The sequence below is a fragment of the Paenibacillus silvae genome, from assembly GCF_014639235.1.
Lineage (GTDB): Bacteria > Bacillota > Bacilli > Paenibacillales > Paenibacillaceae > Paenibacillus > Paenibacillus silvae.
The window spans coordinates 545,175-570,152 of record NZ_BMFU01000003.1 but is presented as its reverse complement, the minus strand read 5'-3'; the positions used below and the strand labels follow the sequence as shown (position 1 = coordinate 570,152).

The 24,978-nt window shown below is 48.8% G+C and carries 20 protein-coding genes; all 20 read left to right on the top strand.

The genetic code is table 11. From position 1 onward, the window contains the following. Nucleotides 1-209: 209 nt before the first annotated feature. The 20 genes from IEW26_RS13500 (at nt 210) to IEW26_RS13400 (ending at nt 24,791) form a co-directional block, all read left to right on the top strand. A complete protein-coding gene (locus IEW26_RS13500) occupies nt 210-617 on the top strand; it encodes a phage tail tube protein (RefSeq protein WP_110897169.1) in 408 nt (135 codons plus the stop codon). Between the two features lie 196 nt (nt 618-813). After that, nucleotides 814-1,248, top strand: coding sequence for a phage tail assembly chaperone (locus tag IEW26_RS13495; protein WP_110897168.1), 435 nt, complete (start codon nt 814-816; stop codon nt 1,246-1,248). A 14-nt stretch (nt 1,249-1,262) separates the two neighbouring features. After that, the gene (locus tag IEW26_RS13490) at nt 1,263-1,406 is read left to right on the top strand and encodes a hypothetical protein (protein WP_167433730.1); all 144 of its coding nucleotides are present in this window, start codon (nt 1,263-1,265) and stop codon (nt 1,404-1,406) included. Between the two features lie 25 nt (nt 1,407-1,431). After that, nucleotides 1,432-3,207 carry a hypothetical protein gene (locus tag IEW26_RS13485; protein WP_188592767.1) on the top strand — a complete coding sequence of 592 codons (1,776 nt, stop codon included), beginning with the start codon at nt 1,432-1,434 and terminating at the stop codon, nt 3,205-3,207. Between the two features lie 56 nt (nt 3,208-3,263). Further along, nucleotides 3,264-3,893, top strand: a complete 630-nt coding sequence (locus IEW26_RS13480) for a LysM peptidoglycan-binding domain-containing protein (protein ID WP_188592904.1) — start codon at nt 3,264-3,266, stop codon at nt 3,891-3,893. After that, a complete protein-coding gene (locus tag IEW26_RS13475; RefSeq protein WP_188592766.1) occupies nt 3,890-4,879 on the top strand; it encodes an XkdQ/YqbQ family protein in 990 nt (329 codons plus the stop codon). The genes IEW26_RS13480 and IEW26_RS13475 overlap by 4 nt, the downstream gene beginning before the upstream one ends. Beyond that, nucleotides 4,872-5,282, top strand: coding sequence for a hypothetical protein (locus tag IEW26_RS13470; protein ID WP_145403494.1), 411 nt, complete (start codon nt 4,872-4,874; stop codon nt 5,280-5,282). The genes IEW26_RS13475 and IEW26_RS13470 overlap by 8 nt, the downstream gene beginning before the upstream one ends. Then, entirely contained in the window at nt 5,275-5,730 is a 456-nt protein-coding gene (locus IEW26_RS13465) for a DUF2634 domain-containing protein (RefSeq protein WP_188592765.1), read from the top strand. The genes IEW26_RS13470 and IEW26_RS13465 overlap by 8 nt, the downstream gene beginning before the upstream one ends. Before the next feature lie 4 nt (nt 5,731-5,734). Further along, the gene (locus IEW26_RS13460; protein ID WP_188592764.1) at nt 5,735-6,874 is read left to right on the top strand and encodes a baseplate J/gp47 family protein; all 1,140 of its coding nucleotides are present in this window, start codon (nt 5,735-5,737) and stop codon (nt 6,872-6,874) included. Continuing rightward, the gene (locus IEW26_RS13455) at nt 6,867-7,472 is read left to right on the top strand and encodes a YmfQ family protein (protein ID WP_188592763.1); all 606 of its coding nucleotides are present in this window, start codon (nt 6,867-6,869) and stop codon (nt 7,470-7,472) included. The genes IEW26_RS13460 and IEW26_RS13455 overlap by 8 nt, the downstream gene beginning before the upstream one ends. After that, a complete protein-coding gene (locus IEW26_RS13450) occupies nt 7,472-8,548 on the top strand; it encodes a tail fiber protein (RefSeq protein WP_188592762.1) in 1,077 nt (358 codons plus the stop codon). Before IEW26_RS13455 ends, IEW26_RS13450 begins: the two co-directional genes overlap by 1 nt. A 56-nt stretch (nt 8,549-8,604) precedes the next feature. Further along, the gene (locus IEW26_RS13445) at nt 8,605-9,102 is read left to right on the top strand and encodes a phage holin family protein (protein ID WP_188592761.1); all 498 of its coding nucleotides are present in this window, start codon (nt 8,605-8,607) and stop codon (nt 9,100-9,102) included. A 288-nt stretch (nt 9,103-9,390) separates the two neighbouring features. Next, the gene (locus tag IEW26_RS13440) at nt 9,391-10,362 is read left to right on the top strand and encodes a glycoside hydrolase family 25 protein (protein WP_188592760.1); all 972 of its coding nucleotides are present in this window, start codon (nt 9,391-9,393) and stop codon (nt 10,360-10,362) included. Between the two features lie 1,115 nt (nt 10,363-11,477). Next, the gene (locus IEW26_RS13435) at nt 11,478-13,127 is read left to right on the top strand and encodes an ABC transporter substrate-binding protein (RefSeq protein WP_188592903.1); all 1,650 of its coding nucleotides are present in this window, start codon (nt 11,478-11,480) and stop codon (nt 13,125-13,127) included. Nucleotides 13,128-13,336: 209 nt separating this feature from the next. Continuing rightward, complete coding sequence (locus IEW26_RS13430) at nt 13,337-14,341, top strand: ABC transporter permease (protein ID WP_111272511.1); 1,005 nt, start codon at nt 13,337-13,339, stop codon at nt 14,339-14,341. 212 nt (nt 14,342-14,553) lie between these two features. Beyond that, nucleotides 14,554-15,453, top strand: coding sequence for a nickel transporter permease (gene nikC, locus IEW26_RS13425; protein WP_188592759.1), 900 nt, complete (start codon nt 14,554-14,556; stop codon nt 15,451-15,453). 1,545 nt (nt 15,454-16,998) lie between these two features. Then, on the top strand, nt 16,999-18,882 hold the full coding sequence (gene htpG, locus IEW26_RS13420) for a molecular chaperone HtpG (RefSeq protein ID WP_188592758.1): 1,884 nt from the start codon (nt 16,999-17,001) through the stop codon (nt 18,880-18,882). 1,357 nt (nt 18,883-20,239) lie between these two features. Continuing rightward, nucleotides 20,240-21,655 carry a deoxyguanosinetriphosphate triphosphohydrolase family protein gene (locus tag IEW26_RS13410; RefSeq protein WP_145403473.1) on the top strand — a complete coding sequence of 472 codons (1,416 nt, stop codon included), beginning with the start codon at nt 20,240-20,242 and terminating at the stop codon, nt 21,653-21,655. A 98-nt stretch (nt 21,656-21,753) separates the two neighbouring features. Beyond that, entirely contained in the window at nt 21,754-22,806 is a 1,053-nt protein-coding gene (locus tag IEW26_RS13405; RefSeq protein WP_188592756.1) for an MsnO8 family LLM class oxidoreductase, read from the top strand. 272 nt (nt 22,807-23,078) lie between these two features. After that, on the top strand, nt 23,079-24,791 hold the full coding sequence (locus IEW26_RS13400) for a methyl-accepting chemotaxis protein (RefSeq protein ID WP_188592755.1): 1,713 nt from the start codon (nt 23,079-23,081) through the stop codon (nt 24,789-24,791). Nucleotides 24,792-24,978: the final 187 nt, after the last annotated feature.

Genomic DNA, 24,978 nt, shown 5'->3' with positions numbered 1-24,978 from the left:
TGGATCCCTTTTCCAAAGGGGAAAATCCGGTGATAAGCGTATGCTTCCGATGTAGCTTTCTTGCAGAAAGCTTTCAGGCGAGCGCTCCGCTTTTTCAGGTTTTTTCTGTCCTCTCCGTTCACGTGTAAATGAATAATCAAGTTATATAGATAAAATGAAATATCTCATGTTGAGCGGTTGTGCTCAATCATCATAAGGAGGAAATATACATGTTGGACGCATCAAGAGTCATTCTCGGTACCCACGGTCAGCTGCATATCGACGGAGTGTGGCAGACAAATATTAACAAGCTGGAGGCCAGCGTTGAGATTGAGAAGCGCGAGCTGAATCTGGTCGGCAACGACTGGAAGGTTCACAAAAACGGTGCCAAAAAAGGCACAGGCACAATGACCGGCTACAAGGTAACGTCTGATATGATTCAGCGCGGGTTCACCAAGTTTCAGATCATCTCCAAGCTGGACGACCCGGAATCATACGGACATGAAAGTGTGCTGCTGAAGGGCTGTATGGTGGATAAAATTCAACTGGCAAACTGGACGGCTGGCGAAGAAGTGCCTGAGGAGACAGGGTTTACGTTTGAAGGCTTTGAATTGCTGAATCCGATTGTGGCGAATTAAGTGTTGTGAACCGTTTTTGAGCTTGTTGACAGCAAGCAAGGACATTGAAGCAGACCGAGGACTTCTCGGTCTTTTTGGTGTCTTGAGATGTTAGTGAGGGATAACCGAGGAAATACGAGAAACGCAGGAAATGCGGTAAAATGCGGAAGCAAATGACAGAAGAGAATACATGGAAAACCAAAGGAGATTACGACCGATGAGTATGAACGAAAATATGTCCGAGGAACAGATTCTGGATCAATTGTTTGAAGCGGCAGAACGCCTGCCGGAAGAAAATGTGCGCATTCAGCGCCTGGACCTGCTGCTTACGCTGCGTGGGCTCACATCCTCCAAAGTCGATCAGATTCGCGAGCGCTGTACGATTCGCAAGACCACAAAGGGCCGCACCGAGGAAAAGGTAGATACCGAAACGTTTAATGCGCTCCTGATTTCCGAGGCCACGGTAAAAATGAATGTCCGCGGACTGGAACTGTCCGGCTGGGGAGACAGCCGTATCACGGGCCGGATGAAACTGTCGGGTGGAGAACAGGCGGTTCGCCGTATGCTTCTGGCGGGTGAGCTGGATGCTGTGGGCGATAAAGTGTTGGAGCTGTCCGGCTTTGGTGTGGAGATTGAAGACCTAAAAAACTGATTCACTCCGGCGGGATGACCACGTTCCTGTACCACATGTGGGTGCGTCATCATCTTCGTCCCGGAGAGTTCTGGTCTTTGCCGCGAGGGGAACGCTCGCTGCTGCTTGCTTTTTCGGAAGAGGAGATGGCAGCGCTAAGCGCCCAGATGAATCGTTAATTCAAACAGGCAGGAGGTGAATAACATGGCAGAAATGATTATCGGTTTATCCCAATCGAACACACAAATGAAGACCACTCTTCGTTATCTGGATCAGATTCAGCGCTCTACGGATCGTTTAAACCGGGTTCGTTATCAGGGCCTGATCAAAGTGAATAATGAGCTAAGAACAACCGGGCGTAGATTGGAAAATATCTATAGCACCGCTGTAAGATTGAGCCGTTTGCGCATCACACCGAGAATCGGATTGGATGACCAGCTAAGCCCGGCACTGGATCGTGCACTGACCAAGCTGAACAGCTTCCGCAATCAATTGGTGAAGGCGTCCGGCACGGTATCGGTGGAGGTGAAGCAGAAGGTTGAAGTGGCGATGGGGAAAATAACCCCTGCTAGTGCCTCTTCCATGTCCGTTGTGATTGGGAGTCACAATACAAACACAACGATCAATAATGTGGCTAAAGAAGAGGATAAGGCATTGTGGGAAAAAGCTCTTGAATGGACCAGCACTATTTTAGATATTGGAAACAATGCTTCTGATATTTGGGAAAAACAAAAAAAATGGCGTGCTGATCGAAAAGCCAAAAAGAACAAAGCCGCCAATCCAAGCGCAAGTACAGAAGTGGCAGAGGGTAAGCAAGGTAAAAATCAAACACAAACCACTTCAGATGTAGATACGGAAACGAAGCGTAACAAACCTTTTCGCAGAGGCATGGGTGGAAGAAGCGGAAGAGGTAGAGGAAAATCTACTTTCAGGACATCTCGGGCTTCCAATCCAGTAACAGCACCAGCCCCGAAAGCATCTGAGCTTATTACCGATTTCTCTCACGCAGAAGATAAGAGACTGAGGATGGAATTCGAACAAAAAATGAACCGGAATAAGCTTGGCTTTGCCTCCGCATCACCGATGGGCATGTCCAACCTTTTCTCAGGTGACGGCATGATGGGTAAAATAGGCGGTGGCTTTGCCAAAGGGGCAAAAAGGCTGCTGGGTCCGATCAGCATGCTGGCGGATGTGGCTAACATCGCAAGTGCACCTCCAGAGGAAAGAGGTCGGGCTGTCGGCTCTATGATTGGTGGAACAGCAGGCACGGCGATTGGCAGCGCACTCGGAACGCTGATCTCTCCGGTCATTGGCACATATGTAGGCGGAGCCGTTGGAGGTTGGTTGGGAAGCGAAGCGGGTGGCTGGATTGGAAGTAAGTCCGAGGCGATTGGCAACTTTTTCTCACAAGCGTCAGAGGGCGCAAGCAAGGTGTTCACTGGAGCCGTTGATTTTGTCTCCGAGAAAACAAAGAGTCTCACCGAGGGCATTTCCAATTTCTTCGGCTTTGGTTCGAAAAATGAAGAACAGACCACTCCGGCTGCAACAGTCGCTTCCTCACCTTCCGTACCCGCAGCACCGCAGATGCCGCCGTCATACAGGCCGGCAGCTCTGTCGATCACCGGGCCTGAAGCCTACATGAACAATCGATTTGGCTCATCGACTTCCGCAGGTCTTACAGGCACAAGCATGATGCAATCCCAAGCTATGGCACTGAATAACAACGCTCAGTCCAATGGCAAAGCCTCCCCGATGACAGTCCATATTTCGGAAGAGCAGATGAGCAGTTTGTCGGGTTACCTCAAGGATTTTAAAACGGAAACAACCAACCAGATCGCTGTAAATATTGCGCCAGGTACGGTACAGGTGACGGTGCGTGAGAACGCCATTGATTATGATGCTGTGAGTCATCAGGTGGGGCAGCGCATTAGCAACGAGTTCCGCAAGGCGATGCAAAATCGCAAAACGATTATGGCCTAAGCAGAAAGGAGGCCGCAAAGATGTCTGTATTGAAAGATGAAGCAGGACCTAACGAAATGACATTTACGTTGAAGGACGGAAGCACTTCATTTCAATTCCCGGTGAACCCGGAAGAGGTCAATATTTCCAGGTCGAAGGGATACGAAACAATCCAGATGCTGGAGCATGGCGAGTTTGATTTTGCGCAGGGAGAGAAGGTGAAGGAGATCACCTTCTCTTCTTTTTTTCCTAAAGAGTATGACGAAGCCTATTGTATGGTATCCCCGGTTCCCGATCCGCGCGTAGCCATGAATATCCTGAACACCTTTCTCATCTCGAAAAAGCCGCTGCGTTTCATCATTTCGGGAACCGGCGTGAATGTACCCGTGTTTCTGATTTCGCTGAATTCAAGCTTCCGCGGCGGGGAGACGGGAGATATTTATTTCGATCTGACGCTGCGAACCTGGCGGGATTCCAAAGTAGAGAAGGTGGGATCGGGAGCTGCGGCGAGTAAGTCTGGTTCACGTACGGATTTGAAAAAAACGAGCAAGACCTACACCGTCAAAGCCGGGGATTCTCTGTCCAAAATAGCCAAGCTTGAGCTCGGAAGCAGTTCCAAATGGAACGAGATTTACAAGCTCAACGCCAAAATCATCGGCAGTGATCCGAATCGGATCAAGCCGGGGCAAAAGCTGGTGATGCCATGACCTACAAGGTCATTGTCGATGACAAGCACGACATCACCAAGCTGGTGGAGACGATCACGCTCAAGGACTCGCTCGATCAGATCGCCTATCAGGCGAATATCCGGCTGGCGGTGTCGGCATCCTCTGGGCTGCCTTCGATCTCGCCGGGAATGGCGGTGCGGATTAGCGGGGTTCCTTTTGGAGAAAAATCCATAGTGCATCTGCTGCACCCGGCGGTCATCTGGGAAGCGGAAAGCTCGAATAGCGGGACCAAACGATTGTCCCTCACGGTCTACGACCGCATGATCTATCTGGAGAAATCAGAGGACGAATTCCTGTTTCCCAAGGATCAGACCGCCACGCAGCGGCTCAAGGCATACTCGAAGGAGTGGAAAATTCCTCTGGCTGCACTGCCGGAAACCAAGACCAAGCTGGGCAAGGCGGTGTATCGGTCGCAGACGATTTTTTCGATGATGTTTGCCGATTTGAAGGAAACCGCCAAGTCCGGGGGAGACATGTACCACCCACGGATGACGCCCGGCGGGCTGCAGCTGTTCAAGGTGGGCAGCAATACGAAGGTGTACGCGCTGGATCGGCTGATCGACTTGACGCAGATGCGCACGCTCGAAGGCGCAGTCACCAAAGTGAAGGTGATGGCAGCGTCAGAATCCGGGGGCAGTGGGAAAGAGGTGCCTTCGAAGGTGCTGGCGATTGAGCAGAGCGATACCGAACAGCTGGGTACATTGCAAAAACTGATCGAGGACGATCAGGTGAAAACAGCTGCCGCCGCGAAGAAGCTGGCGAAAAGCAAGCTGACAGGTATTCAGGAGACGTTTACCATCTCGGCTCCAGATATCAATACGATTCGCGCTGGAGACGCGGTTACGCTCAAAGGCCTGAAACTCATCGTCATGTCGGTTAGCCGCGATCTGTCGGCCGGGCCAGGCACGATGACGCTGGAGCTGGGCACGGCGGGGCTGGTGAAAAGGAGGTTTTACCTTGAATAAAGAAGATCCGTACGGGCAGTTTGCCGATGTGATGCGCGGAGCGATGAGCACGCATTCCCGTCAGGCCGTTAGCGGTCTGGGCGCGGTGCTCGGTACGATTACGGCGTCCGGCGTGAAGCTGGATGACTTCAAGCATGAAGTGCAGGACTATCTCGTGGCCGAGCTGCCTGGGACATTACATTTGCCCGAGCGTGAGCTGGCTGGCGCAATCTCCGGCATATCTGACGTGGCAAACGGCGGTACGACGGGCACGGGACGGTTTCTTTTGCAAAAAGGGGAAGTGGAAGAAGCGGTTTGGTCTTTGGGAAAAGGCCTCAAGGCCGGGGACCGTGTGCTGGCGATGCGGGTGAATGGCGGGAACGATATTGTGGTGCTGTGTAAGGTGGTGAGTGCGAATGCCTAGTTTGTTTCCGGAAACGAGTATGGTCTGGGGAGATGAGGAGGACCTCACTGGGGTAGCTTCGGAAGAGGTGCGGTTTGGACGGAGCTGGCGTTACGACTATGATGCTGGTGATTTTGTGCTGACCCCCAGTGGCAAAGTGGCTACGGCAGATGCACATGAAGCATGGGTGCAGTGGTGTATCAAAGCGGTGAAAACCCCGCGGTACAGACATGTGATCTACTCTCGGGACTACGGTTCGGAGCTTGAGGATCTGGTCGGTCAGGGGGATAGCCGCGGCGTGATGGAAAGTGAGATTGCCCGGATGGTCACGGAGACGCTGCTGGCTGACCCGCGTACAGATGCGGTGGACCAGTTTACGTTTGATTGGGACCGGGAGCAGTGTCTGTTTACGTGCCGGGTGACGAGTGTGCAGGATGAGATGTTTATTCTGGAAAGTGAGGTGATCTGACGGGATGGCTGAGATTCCGCGTTATTTGGAGGACCAGACGGAGGAACAGATTATGCAGCGGTTGCTGGATCGTCTGCCCGCGGATCTGGATAAGTCGGAAGGGTCGTTTTTGTGGGATGCGGAGGCTCCGGTAGCTTTTATGCTGTCCGAGGCGGCGCTTTGGGCACAGGAGCTGCTGCGGCGTGGATTTGCCAGTACGGCGGCGAGCAGTGATCCGAATTTCCGTTCTGAGGAGCTGGATTTGCGGGCTGGAGAGCACGGGATTACGCGCAGGGCAGCGGTGTATGCACAAGGAACAGTTAGATTTGCAGGTACACCGGGAAAGGTTGTGCCCTTGGGCACGGTGGTGGCTACGCTCGCAGATGAGTTGTCCGGGGAAGCATCGCTCGAATATGAAACCGTTGGTCGTGTGGAGCTTGGTGAGGATGGTTTCGGGAGTGTAGGTGTGAGAGCGCTTGTTGCCGGAAAAGAGAGCAATGTGCCCGCAGGCACGGTAACCGTGCTGTCTACACCACTGAGCGGCGTAACGTCTGTGGTGAACACGGACGTCATCAAGGGCGGTGCGGACGTGGAGGCGGATACGGCGCTGCTGGAGCGCTTTTATGCCAAAGTCCGCAATCAGGGAACAAGCGGCAATAAGGCACAGTATGTGCAGTGGGCCAGTGAAGTACCGGGCGTCGGGGCGACGCGGGTAATCCCGCTCTGGCAGGGGCCGGGCACGGTTGGACTGTATCTGCTCGATACGGACAAACGTGCGGCAGGCTCCGATCTGGTAGCCGCGGTGCAAAAGTATGTTGATCCAACGCAGGATGGACAAGGTGAAGGTGTTGCTCCGGCGGGGCCAGTGGTGACGGTGATGCCAGCGGAGGAAGTGCCGATGAACATTCAGGTGAAGCTGACGCTGGCTAGTGATGCAACGCTGGCAGATGTCAGGGCATTAATCGAGAGCGGAGTAACCGCGTATTTGAAGCAGCTTGCTTTTGCCGACCCGCTCGTACGTTACACCCGCATTGCCGCAATCCTGCTCGACATCCCGCCAATTATCGACTATTCGGAGCTGACCGTAAACGGGGTAAGCGACCAGAATATCGAGATGACCGCCAGCCAGGTGGCTGTGCTGGGGACGGTGGATGTGCATGAGTAGTATTGGGGGAGTGGTTAGGAATGTTGTAGATGTTGGACTGACGAGTGAGAAAGGGCAGGAGCTGTTCTCGTATTTACCTCAGTATTATGAGACTTCGCGTGTCATGCAGGCCGATATGCAGGCCAAAGGCATGGAGATGGATCTGTTGTATCAGGCACTGGACGAGACGCTGGAGCAGTTTTTTGTCCGCACGGCGACGTGGGGGCTGGATTACTGGGAGCAGGAGCTTGGCATTGAGACAGACCGTCTCAAACCTGTGGAGCAGCGGCGTGCTGTGGTTGAGTCGAAGCTGCGCGGAGCAGGCAAGTTCTCGGGAAGACAGGTTGCAAACGTTGCTGAGGCGTATGCCGGGGGCAAGGTGGATGTAACTTTTCAACCAGAAGCGTGGAGCTTTACGGTGAGCTTTGTCGATACGATGGGTATCCCGCCCAATATTGATGATCTAAAACGAGCCATTGATGAACTGAAACCGGCCCATATGGCCGTGGAATATAAATACCGTTATCTGGTCTGGGACGATCTGGACAATAAACAGATGACTTGGGATGAACTTGATGACGCGTCATTGACGTGGAATGAACTGGAGGTGTGGGCGTAATGCCAAAAGATACAGATCGATTAAATCTCCCCCTGCCTTTGGGGAATGAGAATGTGACCCGGGAGAGCATTAATTCAATTTTTGAAAAGATTGATGCAGGTGTTGCCACGCAAGACGATTTGGATGAGCTTCGCGAAGCGGTGAGCAAGATGGATATCCCCGATGCGTCCTTGACGCAGAAAGGGAAGGTGCAGTTGTCGAATGCAGTAGATAGTAATGCAGAAAATATGGCAGCTACTCCAAAAGCGGTGAAAAATGCTGTGAGTGAAGTAGTAACTGCAATACAGCTTGGAGTTGAGCAAAAAGCAAAAATGGTTTCTGCACTTAACAATATTGGTGTAGTCGCTTCTACAATTGAAACATGGGAGCAATTGGTCGATAAAGTTGCAGGAGTCATCAAGGCTACGGGAAATGCATCAAGTAAAGAGGTATTATCAGGATATACATTTAGTAATACTGAAGCCAATAAATTGACGGGAACAATGATGAATCAAGGTGCAAAAGTTTCTACGATCAACACACAAGGTGGAGAGTTTTTCATTCCTGCTGGCTATCATAACGGTGGGGGAAAAATAACGGCATACTTTGAAAACCTAGTAGCTGGGAATGTGAAAAATGCAGTTAATATTGGTGGAGTGATTGGAAATCTTCAAACAATTGAATTAACTTCCGAGTTATCAGATTATGTGCTTAAAGGAATGCCTAGTAATTCGTCTTATAGACTAGACAATCCAAATGGTAATAATCCAGTAGGATATATAAATACCTTTTCTAAATCATTTTCTCTGAAGTATGGTGGTTCAGTTAGAGTTTCTGTCAATGGTTATCGATTAGCCCAATATGAAACATATTACAATGTTCGCATTAAAATTTTTAAAAGCGGAATTGTAGTATACGATAAATTAGCTAAAGATTCATATAACGATATTGTTGTTGAGGTAGATAGTGGAGGTGAAACTTTAAAAATAGATGTTATTTATACAAAAATCAATAATATTTCAGGAGTAGATACAGAAGTTAGAGCCATTGATGTTTCTTGGGGGATTAAAAACTTTGATAAAGGTGTAGTTTTTTGATTTATTTTCATAATACGATTAAATCTTTTTTTGATAATATATATTGGAGGGATAACATGGATTACTTAGGGAAATGCATAATGGCCCTTGGTAGCTGGATGCTATCCTATTTCTTTGGAGGCTGGTCAGGAGTGCTCGGTGTTCTGCTAGTGTTTGTCATTCTCGACTATCTAACAGGCATCGCAGTGGCGGGCATGACGGGTAAGCTTGAAAGTAATGTTGGTATGTTTGGCATCGCGCGAAAGGTATTTATATTTGCAATGGTATCGGTGGCTCATCTGGTGGACGGTGTTCTGGGAGACGGACATTTGTTCAGGGATGCGGTCGCCTTTTTTTATATCGCGAATGAGTTGCTGTCCATTATTGAAAACGGGGGCAAACTGGGTGCACCAATCCCGCCAGCCATTCGGCAGGCGATCGAGGTGCTGAAGGGGAAGGGAGGAGCCGGGGATTCCCCCGGCAACTTCTCACCTTCAACCAAGGATTCTTTTTCCCATACCGATTCGAATGAAACAGAGTCACCAACAACGAAAGATAACGTGAACAAGCGTTAAATGCCCAAGCTAAAGTTTTACTAAAATGTTTGCCGGAAATTGGGTTTCGCCTGAACGTTTGTTAACGTAAGGGTCTAAAGCTTGGGAGCAGTGCCATACTCACCACGGGTAATTCTCGTATTGCAGTCTATATTTTGAACCATGGCTATGAACTATTGCTATCCAACTCCTGCAAGCGGACATTCAATTTTCCTTTCATCAACTAAGGGACACGCACACAAGCAACCCTTAACCCGTCCGCATTTACTATACACAAACGGCATCAGCCGCATAAAGGGTGTGAGAACTTTGCAAAACAGAACCTCGGGCAACACGCAGGGCATTGACGTCTCACGGTATCAGGGCAATATCGACTGGGCCAAGGTGAAGGCAAGCGGTATAACGTTTGTGTTTATCAAGGCCACCGAAGGGCGAACCTATGTCGATCCGAATTTTGAGAAAAATGTAACGGGTGCGCTGGCTGCGGGCATGATGGTGGGAACCTATCATTTCTTCCGCGGAACAACTGCCGAGATTGCGAAGGCGGAAGCGGCGCATTATGCCAATACGCTGAATAAAGTCGGGGGAGCAAAGGCGCTGCAGCTGCCGCCCGTGATGGATTACGAGAATAACCCCGGCAATCTGAGCAAAGCACAGATGAATACTGTGGCGAAAGCCTTTTTAACAGAACTGCAGCAACTCACAGGTGTTAAGCCGATCATATACACAGGTAACTCCTTTGCCGGAAATTTTGATGCTTCCTTGGGCACCTACGATCTGTGGATTGCACGTTACAGCAACTCACGTGTGCCCGATGATCAGCCAGCGTGGAAACAATGGACGTTCTGGCAGTATACGGATTCAGGGAAGGTAAACGGCATAACCGGTAACGTGGATATGAATGAATTTGAGGGGACGGCAGCACAGCTCAGAGCCAGATATGCAGCGACTACACCGAACCCGACCAATCCAACGAACCCCACCGAGCCATCCAACCCAACCAATCCTGGCAACCCGTCGAACCCATCCAATCCGAATCCACCGAAAGGGGGCGAACCGATGACAGCTGAACAGAAAGCCGCGTTTGATGCGCTCAAAACACAGGTTGACCGTTTGCAGGCACGTCAGCAGATGGAAGTTCCGGTTTGGGCAAAAGCTGCAGTCGATGCGGCACTGGCCTACGACACCAAAAATCCGCTGTTTAGCATAGATAACGGAGCAAGCTACGATTTTTATCGTTTTATTACCGTCATGTACCGTAGAGGGATGTTTAAAAAATAAATCGGTTCGGAATATAACTTGAACTATTCTTTTACACGTGATCGGAGAGGACAGAAAAAAACTGAAAAAGCGGAGTGGTGTGTGTGAAATATTTAGTCCAACTTATATAGAACAGAACTGAAATGTGGAGAAACAAACGCAAGGAGCGCAGGCGATTATTGTCGAGCTGTGTTCCTTTTTTGTACATAATGTCAGTAAAAATAACGTGTAAGATAAAGTTAAAGACATAAGTCTCTAAATCTCTTGTTTAATTCATAAATGTAATGTAAAGTAAATTACACCAAAATGTTTTTCACCACGATTTTAACGATAAACCTCCCTCATCATGACAAAACCATAACATTCGAAGTTATTGTAGCGTCGTCAATCTGTTCTATTCTTTTCTACTCGTATTTCTATGAATCAGACACCCATGAAAATCAATCTGTGTACATAAACAGCCCATTTCAATGAATTGTGCTTCAGTAAACTAAACCTGGTTACATGTCGTGGATCACCTACTGATCATCTGTATGTGTGTCTTTGGTTGTTCCAAAGGAGCACCTTTCTTTCTACGCTTGATATGATAGGGTCATAGCTCAGCCATTAATTGACCTTAGTTTAAATAGGGACAACACTCATTACGTGTAATCCGTCCGATTGGAAGGGGTTTATATGTGAGTCTGAATTCAAGAACCATCTGGGCTGCAATTTTTCAAAACTCTAAATCAGGTATCAGAGGCATGTAAAGCCTTTAATATATAAGTCGAGCTATGTATTTACACGTGAACGGAGGGGACAGAAAAAACCTGAAAAAGCGGAGCGTTCGCCTTTATCACCGGATTTTCCCCTTTGGAAAAGGGGATCAAAAAAATCTGGGGATAACAGCGATTGGAAGGTTATTCTGTCATCGGAGTGGTGTGTGTAAAATCTTAACTTCAACTTATATAGATACAAGTAACCGAGGCACTCAAATCTACGAAGATATTACCTGATGATTGGCTTCAAGTTGAACTACTCATTTACACAAAGCATCACCATCACAACATCATCACTCACACTGCCAGAATTACCGTTTTTTTGACGCGAGCATCACACACATTATGAGACAGGAAAGGGTGTTGTAACGTATGCGAATGAGAAAAAAATGGATGTCCGGTTTACTGACTTTGGCACTGAGTACCGTACTTGTGTTATCTGGCTGCTCCAGCAGTAAGGAGGGCGGCGAGGGTACGCCGGCGCCAGCGGAAGGCAATGATCCTCCTACAGAAGCAGCCGCCCAGGATACGATGATTATGGGACGTGGTGGAGACTCGGTTGCGCTTGACCCGGCTATTGTTACCGATGGGGAATCGCTCAAGATCGGGCATCAGGTGTTTGATTCACTTCTCGATTACAAGGAGGGTGGAACCGAGGTCGTGCCAGGATTGGCAGAGAGCTGGGAGATTTCGGCGGACGGACTGAAATATGTGTTCAAGCTGAAATCCGGGGTGAAGTTCCATGACGGAACCGACTTTAATGCGGAAGCGGTTGTCTTTAATTTTAATCGCTGGAGTGATCCGGCAAGTGAATATAAATTCGAAGGTGATTCCTTCGACTATTACGATTCCATGTTTGGGCCAGAGGGCGCGCGTGTGATCAAGGAAGTGAAGGCGCTGGATGAGACAACGGTTGAGTTTACCCTGAACCAGCCGCAAGCCCCTTTCCTGCAAAATATTGCGATGACCTCTTTCGGGATTGCGAGTCCAACCGCGATTCAGGAGAAAAAGGAGAATTTCAAGAGCGAGCCTGTAGGCACCGGTCCATTTGTATTCAAAGAGTGGAAGCGGAACGACTCCATCACGCTGGAGAAAAACGCGGATTACTGGAAGAAAGGGCTGCCTAAGCTGAACAAGGTGATCGTGCGCTCCATTCCTGATAACACCGCGCGTTTCAACGCATTGCAGAATGGCGAGATTGATGTCATGGAGGACCTGAATCCGGACGATCTGTCGATTCTGGAGAGCAACAGCGAGCTGCAGAAGATTGAGCGTCCGCCGTTCAATGTGGCGTATCTCGGATTTAATTTTAAGAAAAAACCGTTTGATAACGTCAAAGTCAGACAAGCACTGAACCATGCTGTGAACAAACAGGCTCTGATCGACGCCTTCTTTGCGGGACAGGCGAAGCCAGCGGTCAACCCGATGCCGCCAACGTTATGGGGCTACAATGATACGATTGAAGATTATACCTATGATCTGGAAAAGGCAAAAGCTTTACTGGCCGAAGCGGGCTACCCTGACGGATTGCCTGATCCGGTGACATTTTATGCGATGCCTGTATCCCGTCCATACATGCCGGATGGCAAAAAGGTAGCGGAGGCCATTCAGGCGGATTTTGAGAAAATTGGTGTAAAAACAAACGTTGAATCCCCCGAGTGGGCAACCTATCTGGACGATTCCAAAGCCGGGGAGAAAGACGATATTTACATGCTCGGTTGGACGGGAGACAACGGTGACCCGGATAACTTCCTCTACACCCTGCTGGACAAGGACGCTATTCCGGGCAACAACCGCAGCTACTATGTGAATGAGGAACTGCACGGTTTGTTGACGAAAGCGCAGCAGGAGACGGATCAGGACAAGCGTGCTGAACTGTACAAACAGGCTCAGGTGATTATCAAGGAGGACGCGCCGTGGATTCCGCTTGTGCATACCACGCCGATTTTGGCTGGAAAAGCGAATCTGAAAGGATTTGTGACGTCTCCGCTGGGAACGGAATCGTATGCGGGAGCTTATTTTGAGTGAAACGAAACCAAACCAAATTAAAATCAAACAAAGGTAAGACACAAATGACAGTGTAACCAGGGCAAATGCACTGGTGGACATGCAATGCTTGTTAGACGATTCTGCATCCTGGAAGTGACGCTCCAAAGCATGTGTGTTTGCCAGTGCTTTTTCTTATCTCACGTATATGAACTCATACGCATGATACGTTTAGGGCAGGTGATCTGGAGTTGAACAGCTATATTGTCAAACGTGTGCTGGTACTGCTGCCCGTTCTGCTGGGCATGACGCTAATCGTTTTTTCGATCATTCATGCGATACCTGGTGATCCGGCCGAGACGATTCTGGGGCAAAAAGCAACCGAACAGTCCAAGCAGGCCCTCCGGGACCAACTCGGACTTGATAAACCCTGGTTCCAGCAATATTTCGCTTATCTGGGCGATTTGCTGAAAGGGGATCTGGGCACTTCGATCCGCACCAAGGTGCCTATTGCCCAGGAAATTGGCCCTTATCTGACTGCAACGCTTGAACTCACGATGGCGAGTATGCTGTTTGCCATTATTATAGGGGTGAATGCTGGCATTATCAGTGCCTGGAAGCATAACTCATGGTTTGATTATTGTTGCATGGTCATCGCTCTTGTCGGGGTATCCATGCCCATCTTCTGGCTGGGTCTCATGGAGCAGTGGCTGTTTGCGAACAAGCTGCAGTGGCTGCCGTCGATCGGACGCATGAATGCGCGTGATCCGGTGGATGCGATTACAGGTTTGTATGTGCTGGACACCATGCTTGCGGGACGCTGGGATCAGCTGTGGACGGTGACCAAACATCTGATTTTGCCAAGTGTGGCACTGGGCACAATTCCGATGGCTGTTATTGCACGAATGACCCGTTCCAGCATGCTGGAAGTGATGAGCTCGGACTATATTCGTACCGCCAAGGCGAAAGGCTTGGGGCCGTTTTTTGTCGTATACGGACATGCACTCAAAAATGCATTTATTCCCGTGCTGACCGTCATCGGTATACAGACCGGGTCGCTGCTGGGCGGTGCGGTGCTGACAGAAACGATCTTTGCCTGGCCGGGTGTTGGACGTTATATATATGAAGCAATCAGTTCGCGGGACTATCCCGTGATTCAGAGCGGAATTCTGATTGTAGCTTTCTTTTTCGTAGTTATCAATCTCATTGTAGACCTGCTGTATGCCGTGTTTGATCCGCGGATCAGTTACAAGTAAGAAGGACGAATGTGTGGAAAAAACGGATTCTGCAAATAGCGAAATTACAGGTGAAATGCTGCAAGCTAGAAGTGCAAGTTAGTAACTGCAAGTATGAGCTGCAAGTACACCGCAAGAGAATTACTGCTTATACACACAATGAAGCAGACATGACAGCTGGTTCATTTATTCATTCTTTTACACTTATATATGTTCAGCAAAGGAGAACCTGTATGGCCAAATTGTCGACCAATACTGGACAAACTGTTGATGCAGTGCCCGCGAGCGGGGCAGGCCCCTGGCGTGAGGCGTGGAGGACTTTTCGGCGTAATCGACTTGCTTTGGCAGGTTTGCTTATTATCGTTTTTTTCATCATTCTGGCCTTTCTTGCACCGTATATCACACCATATGATTACAAAGAGCAGGTGCTGCAGGACCGACTTCAGGCCCCTTCGGCAGAGCACTGGTTTGGAACGGATGATTTGGGACGAGATGTCTTATCCCGTGTTCTGCATGGAGCGCGCATATCGCTATGGGTTGGTTTTTTCTCGGTCATCGGTTCTATGATCGCAGGAGCGCTGCTGGGTCTGATTGCAGGATTTTATGGTAAATGGGCGGACATGCTGATCTCACGTTTATTTGATATTTTGCTGGCATTTCCGGCCATTCTGCTCGCGATTGCCATTGTGGCCATTCTGGGGCCTTCGCTGCAAAACGCGTTACTCGCGATTGCTATCGTGAACATTCCAACCTATGGACGGCTCGTGCGGTCACGGGTACTCAGTCTGCGGCAGGAGGAGTTTATTACCTCGGCACGTACGCTGGGGGCAGGCAATGCACGTATTTTGTTCCGTCACATTTTACCGAACAGCCTTACACCGCTTATTGTGCAGGGCACGCTCGGCATTGGCACGGCGATCATTGAGGCTGCTGCACTCGGTTTTCTTGGCATGGGCGCACAGCCGCCAGACCCGGAATGGGGCAAAATGCTGTCGGATTCCCGCCAGTTTATTCAAAAGGCTCCGTGGACCCTTATTTTCCCTGGCCTTTCGATTATGCTGACCGTGCTGGGCTTTAACCTGATGGGCGATGGCCTGCGTGACACCCTTGATCCCAAGATGGCGAAGAAGTAGTGGGGGAAGGTTGGAGCCTCGGTACGTGCTATATAAAGCCGTAGAAGTATCAGTGATGGTGGTAGAGTAGAAATAGTAGCAGAATTAGAAGTGGAAGTGGAAGTGAAAGTAGAAGTGGAAGTAGAAGTAGAAGTAGAGGTAGTGGCAGCAGCAGCAGGTTGGACTGACCACCTTGTCATGAGGAAGGGCGCGCGTGCTGGGAGCGACTACATGTAGATAGCATTAGTAGCACCGGTAGTAAAAGCAGTGGCGGCAGGAATAGAGTTAGAGTAACAATAGCAGCAAGAAAAACGGTGACAATAGTAGTAGCGTAGTCGCACCAGTAACAGTAGTAACAGTGGTAGCCGCCTTGACCGTGTGAACTGCCTCTCTGAACTCTAACGATTCCAGGAAAGCTTATATGTCAATTTCCCGGCTATTTCCCAAGCTAACGATTCCTAGAGAGCTTATTCATTGCAAAATCGGAGAATTTGCCTGAATTATTGCTCAATGGGGAGAAATAGCGTTCCTGTGAATCGTTAGAATGGAGAATACTTGAAAAAGTGTGAATTAGCGTCTCTCAGAATCGTTAGCTTTTGAATCTCAGTCGCTGCTGCTTGCAGCACAGTAGTTAACGTCGGAGGTTAAAGGATTGAGTTTGGTACGACACCGATTGCCAGCGGATCTCAGTGATTTGACGTCTGCGGTATCTAATCTGCGGTGTCTAGGCTTGTATCTTGAAGCCCGCTAAGGTGCATCTTTCACCGCCACTTCGCCCCCTGCTGCGTCACTTTCCCTTGACATGCCCTGGCACGCCTGCGATCAACCTTCTGGGTTGGAACGAAATTTCAAAAAAATAAAATGGGCTGCCTTCAGCGTTTTCAGACACACCATACTTGTTGGCCGGTGCTTGAAATCCATCGTTCGTTTGGCTGAAATTGAGTCCTATGCCGGCGTTTAAGGTTAGTGACTATTCGCGCAGATTTTAGTAATCGGTTGCTTTCTCCACACACTCCGTCCCGAACCGAGCTTCGAGCCGGTTTTTTGTGTTGCTGGAGCAAGTACGTTACACTGGGATGGGGTGTGATTCGGCCGAGCGAGCGTATAGCCAAGGACTAACTACATCCGGTGCTGAACGTGTGGTGTGAAGAAACAATATAACAAGTTGAAGTATGTACCATGCCGAGTAAAATCAATCATTTTGTTAAAATAACCGTCTTCGTATTGACACCCAATTTTCCCATATGTTATATAAAAAGAAGGGTTTAGCACTCTGGTCATTTGAGTGCTAACAATTCAGCAGCTATACCATTACATATGGAATGATTTTGCCGAACATGTTCTATGCTGCGCAAGATTAGTGGAGAGTGAACGAAATCGGATTTGCAGGAAACAAAGCGTTCGCCCTCATCACAGAATTTCACCCACATTCAATCGGATGTTATGAAATGGGTGGATCACAACGTTCCAAAAAACGATTCGTTATCAAGACCTCTGCCTTGCAGCGCAGCTTGGTTTTTTCAAGCAAATCATTCGATACCCCAATTTGAAAGGAGCACTTCATTCATGGCGATTAAGAAAGAGTTTCAGGCAGAATCCAAACGTTTGCTGGATATGATGATCAACTCCATTTATACCCAAAAGGAAATTTTCCTCAGAGAGCTGATCTCCAACTCCAGTGACGCGATCGACAAAATATATTACAAAGCATTGACTGACGATACACTCGTATTCAACAAAGAGGATTACTTCATCAAGCTTACAATTGATAAGGAAAATCGTACGCTCACCATCACCGATACCGGGATTGGCATGACGCAGGAAGAGCTGGAGAACAACCTGGGTGTGATTGCGAAAAGTGGTTCCCTGGCGTTCAAGAAAGAGAACGAAGCCAAAGACGGACACAACATCATCGGTCAATTCGGTGTGGGCTTCTACTCTGCATTTATGGTGGCGGACAAGCTGACTGTAACGAGTAAAACGCTGGGCAGCAACGAAGCGTGGAGATGGGAGTCCGAGGGTGCGGACGGTTATACGATCACACCTGCTGAGAAAGACACGGTAGGTACAGAGATTGTGCTGACGATTAAACAAAACACAGAAGAAGACTCGTATGACGAGTTTTTGGAAGAGTATCGCTTGAGATCCATCATCAAAAAATACTCCGACTTCATTCGTTATCCGATCAAAATGGATGTGACCAATCACCGTCCGAAGGAAGGCACGGAGAACGAGTTCGAGGAGTACAAGGAAGAGCAAACCGTCAACAGCATGGTGCCGATCTGGCGTAAAAATAAAAGCGAGCTGACCGAAGAAGACTATACCAACTTCTATATGGAGAAACGGTACGGTTTTGACAAACCGCTCAAGCATCTGCACATTAGCGCGGACGGCGCTGTAGTGTACAATGCGATTCTGTTTATCCCGGAGAACACACCGTTTGACTATTACACCAAAGAGTATGAAAAAGGTCTGGAGCTTTACTCCAACGGCGTATTGATCATGGATAAGTGCGGCGACCTGCTGCCGGATTACTTTGGTTTTGTGAAGGGTATGGTGGATTCCGAGGACCTGTCCTTGAACATCTCTCGCGAGATGCTGCAGCATGACCGTCAGCTTAGCCTGATTGCCAAGAACATCAAGAACAAAATCAAAAGCCAACTGCAAAGCTTGCTCAAAGACGAGCGTGAGAACTACGAGAAATTCTATCAAGCGTTTGGTCGTCAGCTGAAATATGGCGTATACAGCGATTATGGCGCAAACAAGGATACACTTCAGGATCTGCTGCTGTTCACGTCCTCCAAGGAGAACAAGCTGGTGAGCCTGGACGAGTATGTTTCCAGAATGCCAGAGGATCAGAAATACATCTATTATGCTGCGGGTGAGTCGATCAGCCGGATCGAGAAGCTGCCACAGATCGAGGGTGTATTGGAAAAAGGATACGAAGTCCTCTATTTTACGGACGATATCGATGAGTTCGCGATCAAGATGATCACGAACTATAAGGAGAAAGAGTTCAAATCGATTTCCAGCGGAGACCTGGGTATCGAAGATAGTGCAGAGAAGGAAGAGAATGAAGCGCAGGACAATGACAACAAGGAATTGTTCGAAGCGATGCAGGCGCAATTGGCGGGTAAAGTCAAAGCGGTGAAAGCGTCCAAACGTCTTCGCAGCCATCCGGTATGTTTGTCCACAGAGGGCGAGCTGACAATCGAGATGGAGAAGGTGCTCAAAGCGATGCCGAACAGCGGCGATGTACAGGCGGATAAAGTGCTGGAGATCAACGTGAACCACGATGTGTTCAAATCGTTGAAGGATGCTTTTGCGCAGGATAAAGAGAAATTGAGCTTGTACACAAGCCTGCTGTATCACCAGGCGCTGCTGATTGAAGGTCTGCCGATTCAGGACCCGGTTGAGTTCACGAACGATATCTGTAAAGTGATGGTGTAAGTCAGCTGGTATATCGAATATTGAATATTGAGTTACCCGGTTGATGCCTCATTACGATTAGAGTGAGTGTGTATGTTTAACGTGAGTGACTATATAAAGCCCTAACCTTGGGCTTGCACGGCTGGCATGAGCGATGCAAAGCAGGAAGCTGTGATAGGATAGAACGCGTGACACTTAGCTGCTCCTACTGGCCCAGCTGCATGGCAAAAGAGATCGTAATGAATCACAGCTCGATAGCTTGTTTCAGCTTACTTAGAGGTAAACCCGGCAGGAGACGTTATGTGCCTGCCGGGTTTCTTTCTTTTTAGTATGGAGCAGTTCACCTGCCACTGATGTTGTTGTTTCTTCATTTACGCAACAACTCTATTTAATGCAAATTACAATACCTCACCTCACCTTACATTACCTCAACTCAACTCAACTCAATTTACATTCCATTCCATTACTTTAATTTGAACCAATTCAGCTAAATTCAGTCCAATCCGCTGAACCCGCCCGATCCGCTCTACCTGCTAATTTGCTCTAACGATTCCTGGAAACGTTATTTTGCACTTTTTTGCACATTATTTTTTCTAACGATTCGTAGAGACGTTAATTCTCTCCATAGCTCCATATTTCCGGTTTTTTTGCGGGTTTGGGGTGAAATAGCGTTTGTGAGAATCGTTAGCATCGGAAACCTGTGAAAATGGGCCAAATAAGCTCTCTCAGAATCGTTAGCGGTGGGGGGGGGATGCTTGCCTGCGGGTAGTGTTAATTACGTTCTGCCCAATATTGAAGTATATCAATTGTGGCGTGAAGCTCCTAGTATGGCGGTGTCCCGCTTCATAACAAGGGTGGTCAGCTGCATATTCGAAGTCTTCTACAGCATATTGCCTGCGCAAGTTCAGGTTTGCTGCGTATGCCGGAGCTTCTGCGTAAGTTCAGGTTTGCTGCGTATGCCGGAGCTTCTGCGTAAGTTCAGGTTTGCTGCGTATGCCGGAGCCTCTGCAATAGGTGTCTGATAATCCCGCCTCTCCATAGCTCGCTTCACACACATTCCGGTCTGCTACATCATAGGAAATCTGTCACTTATGCACGAGCTGCGGAGATTCCGAGCATTCTGCTCATGTCCATGCACTGCCCACAACCCGTTTCTGATGTGTACAATCATCGCGCCTTCTCTCTCCCGCCAAACGCCAGGTTGTTTCTAATTCTATGCACAGATCATAGTCTTGCAGGGTATAATAGTTAAAGATAGGGCTGTACATCACCAGTTGATGTGAGAAGAGATGACATGACGAGCAGGTTTTGCTTTTCGAAACCGCAGATGTTGTGTATAATCACTCAAAATAGAGACAGTCGGCTAGGAGTGATTCACATGCAATGGAATGATCTGAGAGAACATAGACAATATCCTGAATTAACGAAACTGGAGGGCTCGCGTGCAGCGTATGAACGAGACTACTCCAGACTGATACATTCACCGACCTTTCGGCGGCTGCAAGGCAAATCACAGGTATTCGGAGCAGGTACAGGCGATTATTATCGCACACGTCTGACTCACTCCCTGGAGGTGGCGCAGATCGCCCGAGAAGCGGCCAGAAGTCTGCTGCGGCGTTATCCTGAGGTAGACTTTGGCCAGGCGGAGAGTCCGGGGCTTATCATAGATTCGGAAGTGGTGGAGTGTGCTGCGATTGCACATGACTTCGGTCACCCGCCTTTTGGGCATAAAGGGGAAGAAGTGCTGGACGGCATTCTGGATGATCTGATCAACACAGAAACCAAGAAGATCATGAAGAAAAGCCGTACAGCCAAAGTGCCCAAGGCTGAATCCGAGGTACGCGCGGAGCTGAAGCGGAAATATGAGCATTTTGAAGGAAACGCACATAACTTCCGTCTTATTATGTATCTGGAGAAGCGAGAGGATATCGATGGACTGAACCTCTCCGATGCCGTGCTGCTGGGCATTAACAAGTACCCTTATCCGGGAACGGAGAGCAAGAAAGGCATGTACCATCATGAATGGCAGTACATCCGCGAGATTCGGGAGCGCTGGAGCATCCCTGCTGGCAAGAAAACACTTGAGGCGCAGCTGATGGACCTCTGCGACGACATTGCGTATTCTGCACATGATCTGGAGGACGGCATCAAGGCTGGCAAAATCGAGGTGCATGAGCATTTCCTGCAGGACCAGCATATCAACCGGCTCATTGTAGATAAAATAACCACGCTGGAGGATTTATTCTGGAAGGGCTGGACCCGTGAAGCTATCGCGGAAAAAGTGGAAGAGGTCCTTGCATCGTTCCTGCGCATATGGAATGAGAAGATGCCTTTCTGTGAGCATGACTACTCGCGTACACGTCGTGAGGTGAAAGCGTATTGGGTTAGCCTGTTTGTTGGCAGCCTTGGTGTCATTGATGATGGCGATTGGAAAAAGGTAACTTTCGTGCGCGAGGGTGTGGAAGACCTCGACATGCTGCGCACGGTGAGTGTGCTCAAGAGCTTCGCTTGGGTAACGATGATTCGGGATCTGCGTGTACAGCGGCTGCAGAAACGCAGTGAGTGGATGATCAAGCGCTTATGGGATGCGTTCCTTGATCCGGAAACGTCAAAATCCATCATTCCATCCGATTGGCTGCAACGGTATGAGAAGGATCAGGCCAAATCTCAGCCAATCTGGACCTGGGAGCATATGGTGATTGATTATATCGCCGGCATGACGGATGCATTTGCCGAGAAAATCTATAATGAACTGTACGGCCTGAAGGTGGGTTCGATCTATGACCTCGATTAGCGTGCTGCATCTGTGGTCCGGGTTATTGGACTCTATTTATGATCTGGTGGAAGAGAAGAGAAGAGAAGAGAAGCGTGTTCTTATAAGGAGTTGAGGCTTTGACGTTTGAAAAAAATATCAGCCTCGGTGTGCTGGATCTGGTCCCCCGGTTGAATGGTGCGACCGCTGAGCAGGCGCTTCAGCAAGCTGTGCTTCTGGCTCAACGTGCTGAGGAGTGGGGGTACGCCAGATATTGGACTTCCGAGCATCATGACATGGCTGAGCTTGCTTCAGCTGCTCCAGAGGTGCTGCTGGCACATATCGGTGCAAGAACAGCATCCATTCAGCTTGGTTCGGGAGCCGTCCTGCTGCCGCATTACAGCCCGCTGAAGGTGGCGGAGTCGTTCCGTCTGCTTGCGTCGCTGTATCCGGGCCGTATTGAGCTTGGATTAGGGCGGGCTCCGGGCGGAGGACCACATGCCACCATGGCGCTCAGCGGCAATTACCTGCAGCATGTTTCGAAGCTGCCTGAATCCCTTGCGTCATTGACTGCGCTGCTGGAGGATCGTTATACGTATGAGGAAGTTCCGGTTACAGCTCGTCCGATTCCTGAAACTCCGATATCCCTATGGATGCTGGGCACCAATCTCAAAAGTGCAGCCTTTGCCGCCCAGTTTGGTATGGGGTATGTATTTGGTCAATTCATGAGTGATTCGGATGGCGTGCAGGCTGTTCGCCGTTATCGGGAGCAATTTGTTCCGAGCGCACACTTGAAGCGCCCTTTGGTCATGGCAGCAGTTAGTGTGATGTGCGCTGCTTCAGAGAGAGAGGCTTTGATCTGGAGCCGTGAGATGGCCGACAAGCACAGAGAGAATCAGCAGAGACAGCCGGGCGGTCAGCTGGAGCGTGAGCATGGTCCCGGACCGGGTAGCTTGCGTGATTCAGGCGAGCTGGTTGGTTCAGGAGATTCCGATTCAGATGTGCTCAAGCATATTGCGGGCACACCCCAACAAGTGTGGCAGCAGCTTTGGCGGCTGACGCAGAGGTTAAACGCAGACGGAATACTTGTTGTGACGTCTGGGCCGGATTATGAACGCAGGCTGGAATCCTATCGTTTGCTTGCCGAAGCCAAAGAGGAGTGTTTGATTCGCTTTTCGCAGTGCAACAGTTAAATTGCATTATTGAAGTGTGTTGTACACGAAATCAAGAGCTGCAAATCCGAAGTATTCGGATAAAGCAGCTTTTTTAATTCGATAAATTTCAACATGTTTTTACAATTTACAGCGTCAACCTGACGAAAGAATGCTATAATATTTTATGGCTATTTGACGATAGCTATAATATAGATGAGTGCGATTTGCAAGAGGCCAAAAGCATGGGTTAACCGCTGATATTGCACTAAAGTTGGATTTGATGTGAAAGTTGTCATGAGGGGGAAATTCATATGTTTAGCAGATTTAAAATCAGGAGTATCGGTCTGCGTATCAGCATCGCGTTTTACTTGTTAATCCTCTGTTTAATCATTCTAAGCGTCACTATTATTGGCCGGATGAATTCAATTGAAACGAACACGAATGACATTACTCGTAACTGGATGCCGTCTATTCAGGAGATCAACCGCTTGAACTATACAACAGAGCATATTTTGTCTTTAAGTTATCGCTACTTTGATGCTGATGCATCCGACAGACCCGCGATTAACGAAGAGCGTACCAAATTTATTCGCGAGACAGCACAGGCAATGGCCGCTTATGATAAATTGAGCAAGTCTGCGAAAGAGGCGGAAAATTGGAATTCGTTTAAGGATAAGTGGGAAGCGTACCTTAAAATCAATACGCAAGCGATTCGATTAAGTGACGAAGGACAGACGCAGCTTGCCAAGGAAGTTGCTGTCAAAGGAGCGGACTCCTTTGATACCATGCAGGTGAATCTGGATTACCTCGTCAATTACAATCAGCAGCAATCGGATGCGTCGGCAGCCCAAACGATCCGTTCCGTTCAGGATGGCAGGCTGGCAGTGATTATAGGTGTGCTTGTGATGATTATCATCACGGCCATATTTGTACCGATTATCCGTACACAAGTCGTTAAACCGCTGCTTCGTGTCATCAGTGCCGTTAAATTGATCGCAGAAGGTCAGTTGAACGTACAGGATGTACATACGAAGCATGAAGATGAGGTTGGTGCTCTGGCGAAAGCGGTCAATGAGATGAAAGCTAACCTGACTTCGATGGTGTTAAATGTAAGGCGTGTAGCCGAAACCGTGAATCGGCAAAGCAATGAGTTGGCCATCGCTTCGGAAGAAGTCAAGATTGGCAGTCAGCAAATTGCGATTACAATGGAGGAATCAGCAAAGGCCGCTGAAAGTCAGGCACAGACTGCCGTGGAGTCGGCTCGCGCTGTTGAAGAACTGAATGATCATATTCAGAAACATGCGGAGCAGGGAAATCAGCTTCGTAATATGTCTAATCAGGTGCTGGAGCAAGGACAGAATGGTCGGAAGGCAATGGAAGAATCCGTACAACAGATGCAGCAGATTGCCAGTGTAGTGTCTTCCTCAATGAGCAAGATGGAGCAGCTGAATCGCAAAAACGAAGATATTTCCAAGCTGGTTCTGGTGATTCACGACATTGCACGTCAAACCAATCTGCTGGCCTTGAACGCTTCAATTGAAGCGGCGCGGGCTGGAGAAAGTGGACGCGGCTTTGCAGTTGTAGCATCCGAAGTTCGTAAATTATCTGAGGCTGTACAGGCTTCTGTTGAAGAGATTACGACCATCACTCAGGACATTCAACAGGACTCACAGGGAGTTGTGAACGAACTGCGTGTCGGTGTGCAGGAAACACAGCTTGGACAGGAGCATGTACTTGCTTCAGGTCAGTTATTCGGGACTATTAATCATTCCGTTGAAGGCATGGTTGAAGTCATTGGAATCATGACGGACGGACTCGCCGGAATGGAAGAGAGCAGTGGCCAAATGAATGATTTCAGTCAGCAGATATCTGCGGTGTCCGAGCAGTCGGCTGCCAGCGTTGAGGAAGTCTCTGCTTCGGCAGAGGAACAAGTAAGTTCATTGGAAATGATCAGCAGTAATATTCAAACGTTGAAGGAGATGTCTGACGAACTGGTCGTTTCTATTGAAAAACTGAAAGTTTAATCTGTTCTGTATAAAGCTGTTCTATTTTAATAGAAGAAACAGGGTAAAACGGTTGTTTGAACCATCATGTATACGTCGCATAAAATTAGGTTTAGGACCAGGTGCTAATCATAGTGATAAGGGGGATTTCCGATGCTGGAGGTCCCTGTTTTTTTTATTTTCCGGTCAAATACGAGCTGTATCTAGA

Bases quoted from the DNA above. Each gene is read 5' to 3' on its own strand.
- IEW26_RS13500 (WP_110897169.1), top strand. From the start codon at position 210: ATGTTGGACGCATCAAGAGTCATTCTCGGTACCCACGGTCAGCTGCAT.
- IEW26_RS13495 (WP_110897168.1), top strand. From the start codon at position 814: ATGAGTATGAACGAAAATATGTCCGAGGAACAGATTCTGGATCAATTG.
- IEW26_RS13490 (WP_167433730.1), top strand. From the start codon at position 1,263: ATGACCACGTTCCTGTACCACATGTGGGTGCGTCATCATCTTCGTCCC.
- IEW26_RS13485 (WP_188592767.1), top strand. From the start codon at position 1,432: ATGGCAGAAATGATTATCGGTTTATCCCAATCGAACACACAAATGAAG.
- IEW26_RS13480 (WP_188592904.1), top strand. From the start codon at position 3,264: ATGACATTTACGTTGAAGGACGGAAGCACTTCATTTCAATTCCCGGTG.
- IEW26_RS13475 (WP_188592766.1), top strand. From the start codon at position 3,890: ATGACCTACAAGGTCATTGTCGATGACAAGCACGACATCACCAAGCTG.
- IEW26_RS13465 (WP_188592765.1), top strand. From the start codon at position 5,275: ATGCCTAGTTTGTTTCCGGAAACGAGTATGGTCTGGGGAGATGAGGAG.
- IEW26_RS13460 (WP_188592764.1), top strand. From the start codon at position 5,735: ATGGCTGAGATTCCGCGTTATTTGGAGGACCAGACGGAGGAACAGATT.
- IEW26_RS13455 (WP_188592763.1), top strand. From the start codon at position 6,867: ATGAGTAGTATTGGGGGAGTGGTTAGGAATGTTGTAGATGTTGGACTG.
- IEW26_RS13450 (WP_188592762.1), top strand. From the start codon at position 7,472: ATGCCAAAAGATACAGATCGATTAAATCTCCCCCTGCCTTTGGGGAAT.
- IEW26_RS13445 (WP_188592761.1), top strand. From the start codon at position 8,605: ATGGATTACTTAGGGAAATGCATAATGGCCCTTGGTAGCTGGATGCTA.
- IEW26_RS13435 (WP_188592903.1), top strand. From the start codon at position 11,478: ATGAGAAAAAAATGGATGTCCGGTTTACTGACTTTGGCACTGAGTACC.
- nikC (WP_188592759.1), top strand. From the start codon at position 14,554: ATGGCCAAATTGTCGACCAATACTGGACAAACTGTTGATGCAGTGCCC.
- htpG (WP_188592758.1), top strand. From the start codon at position 16,999: ATGGCGATTAAGAAAGAGTTTCAGGCAGAATCCAAACGTTTGCTGGAT.
- IEW26_RS13410 (WP_145403473.1), top strand. From the start codon at position 20,240: ATGCAATGGAATGATCTGAGAGAACATAGACAATATCCTGAATTAACG.
- IEW26_RS13400 (WP_188592755.1), top strand. From the start codon at position 23,079: ATGTTTAGCAGATTTAAAATCAGGAGTATCGGTCTGCGTATCAGCATC.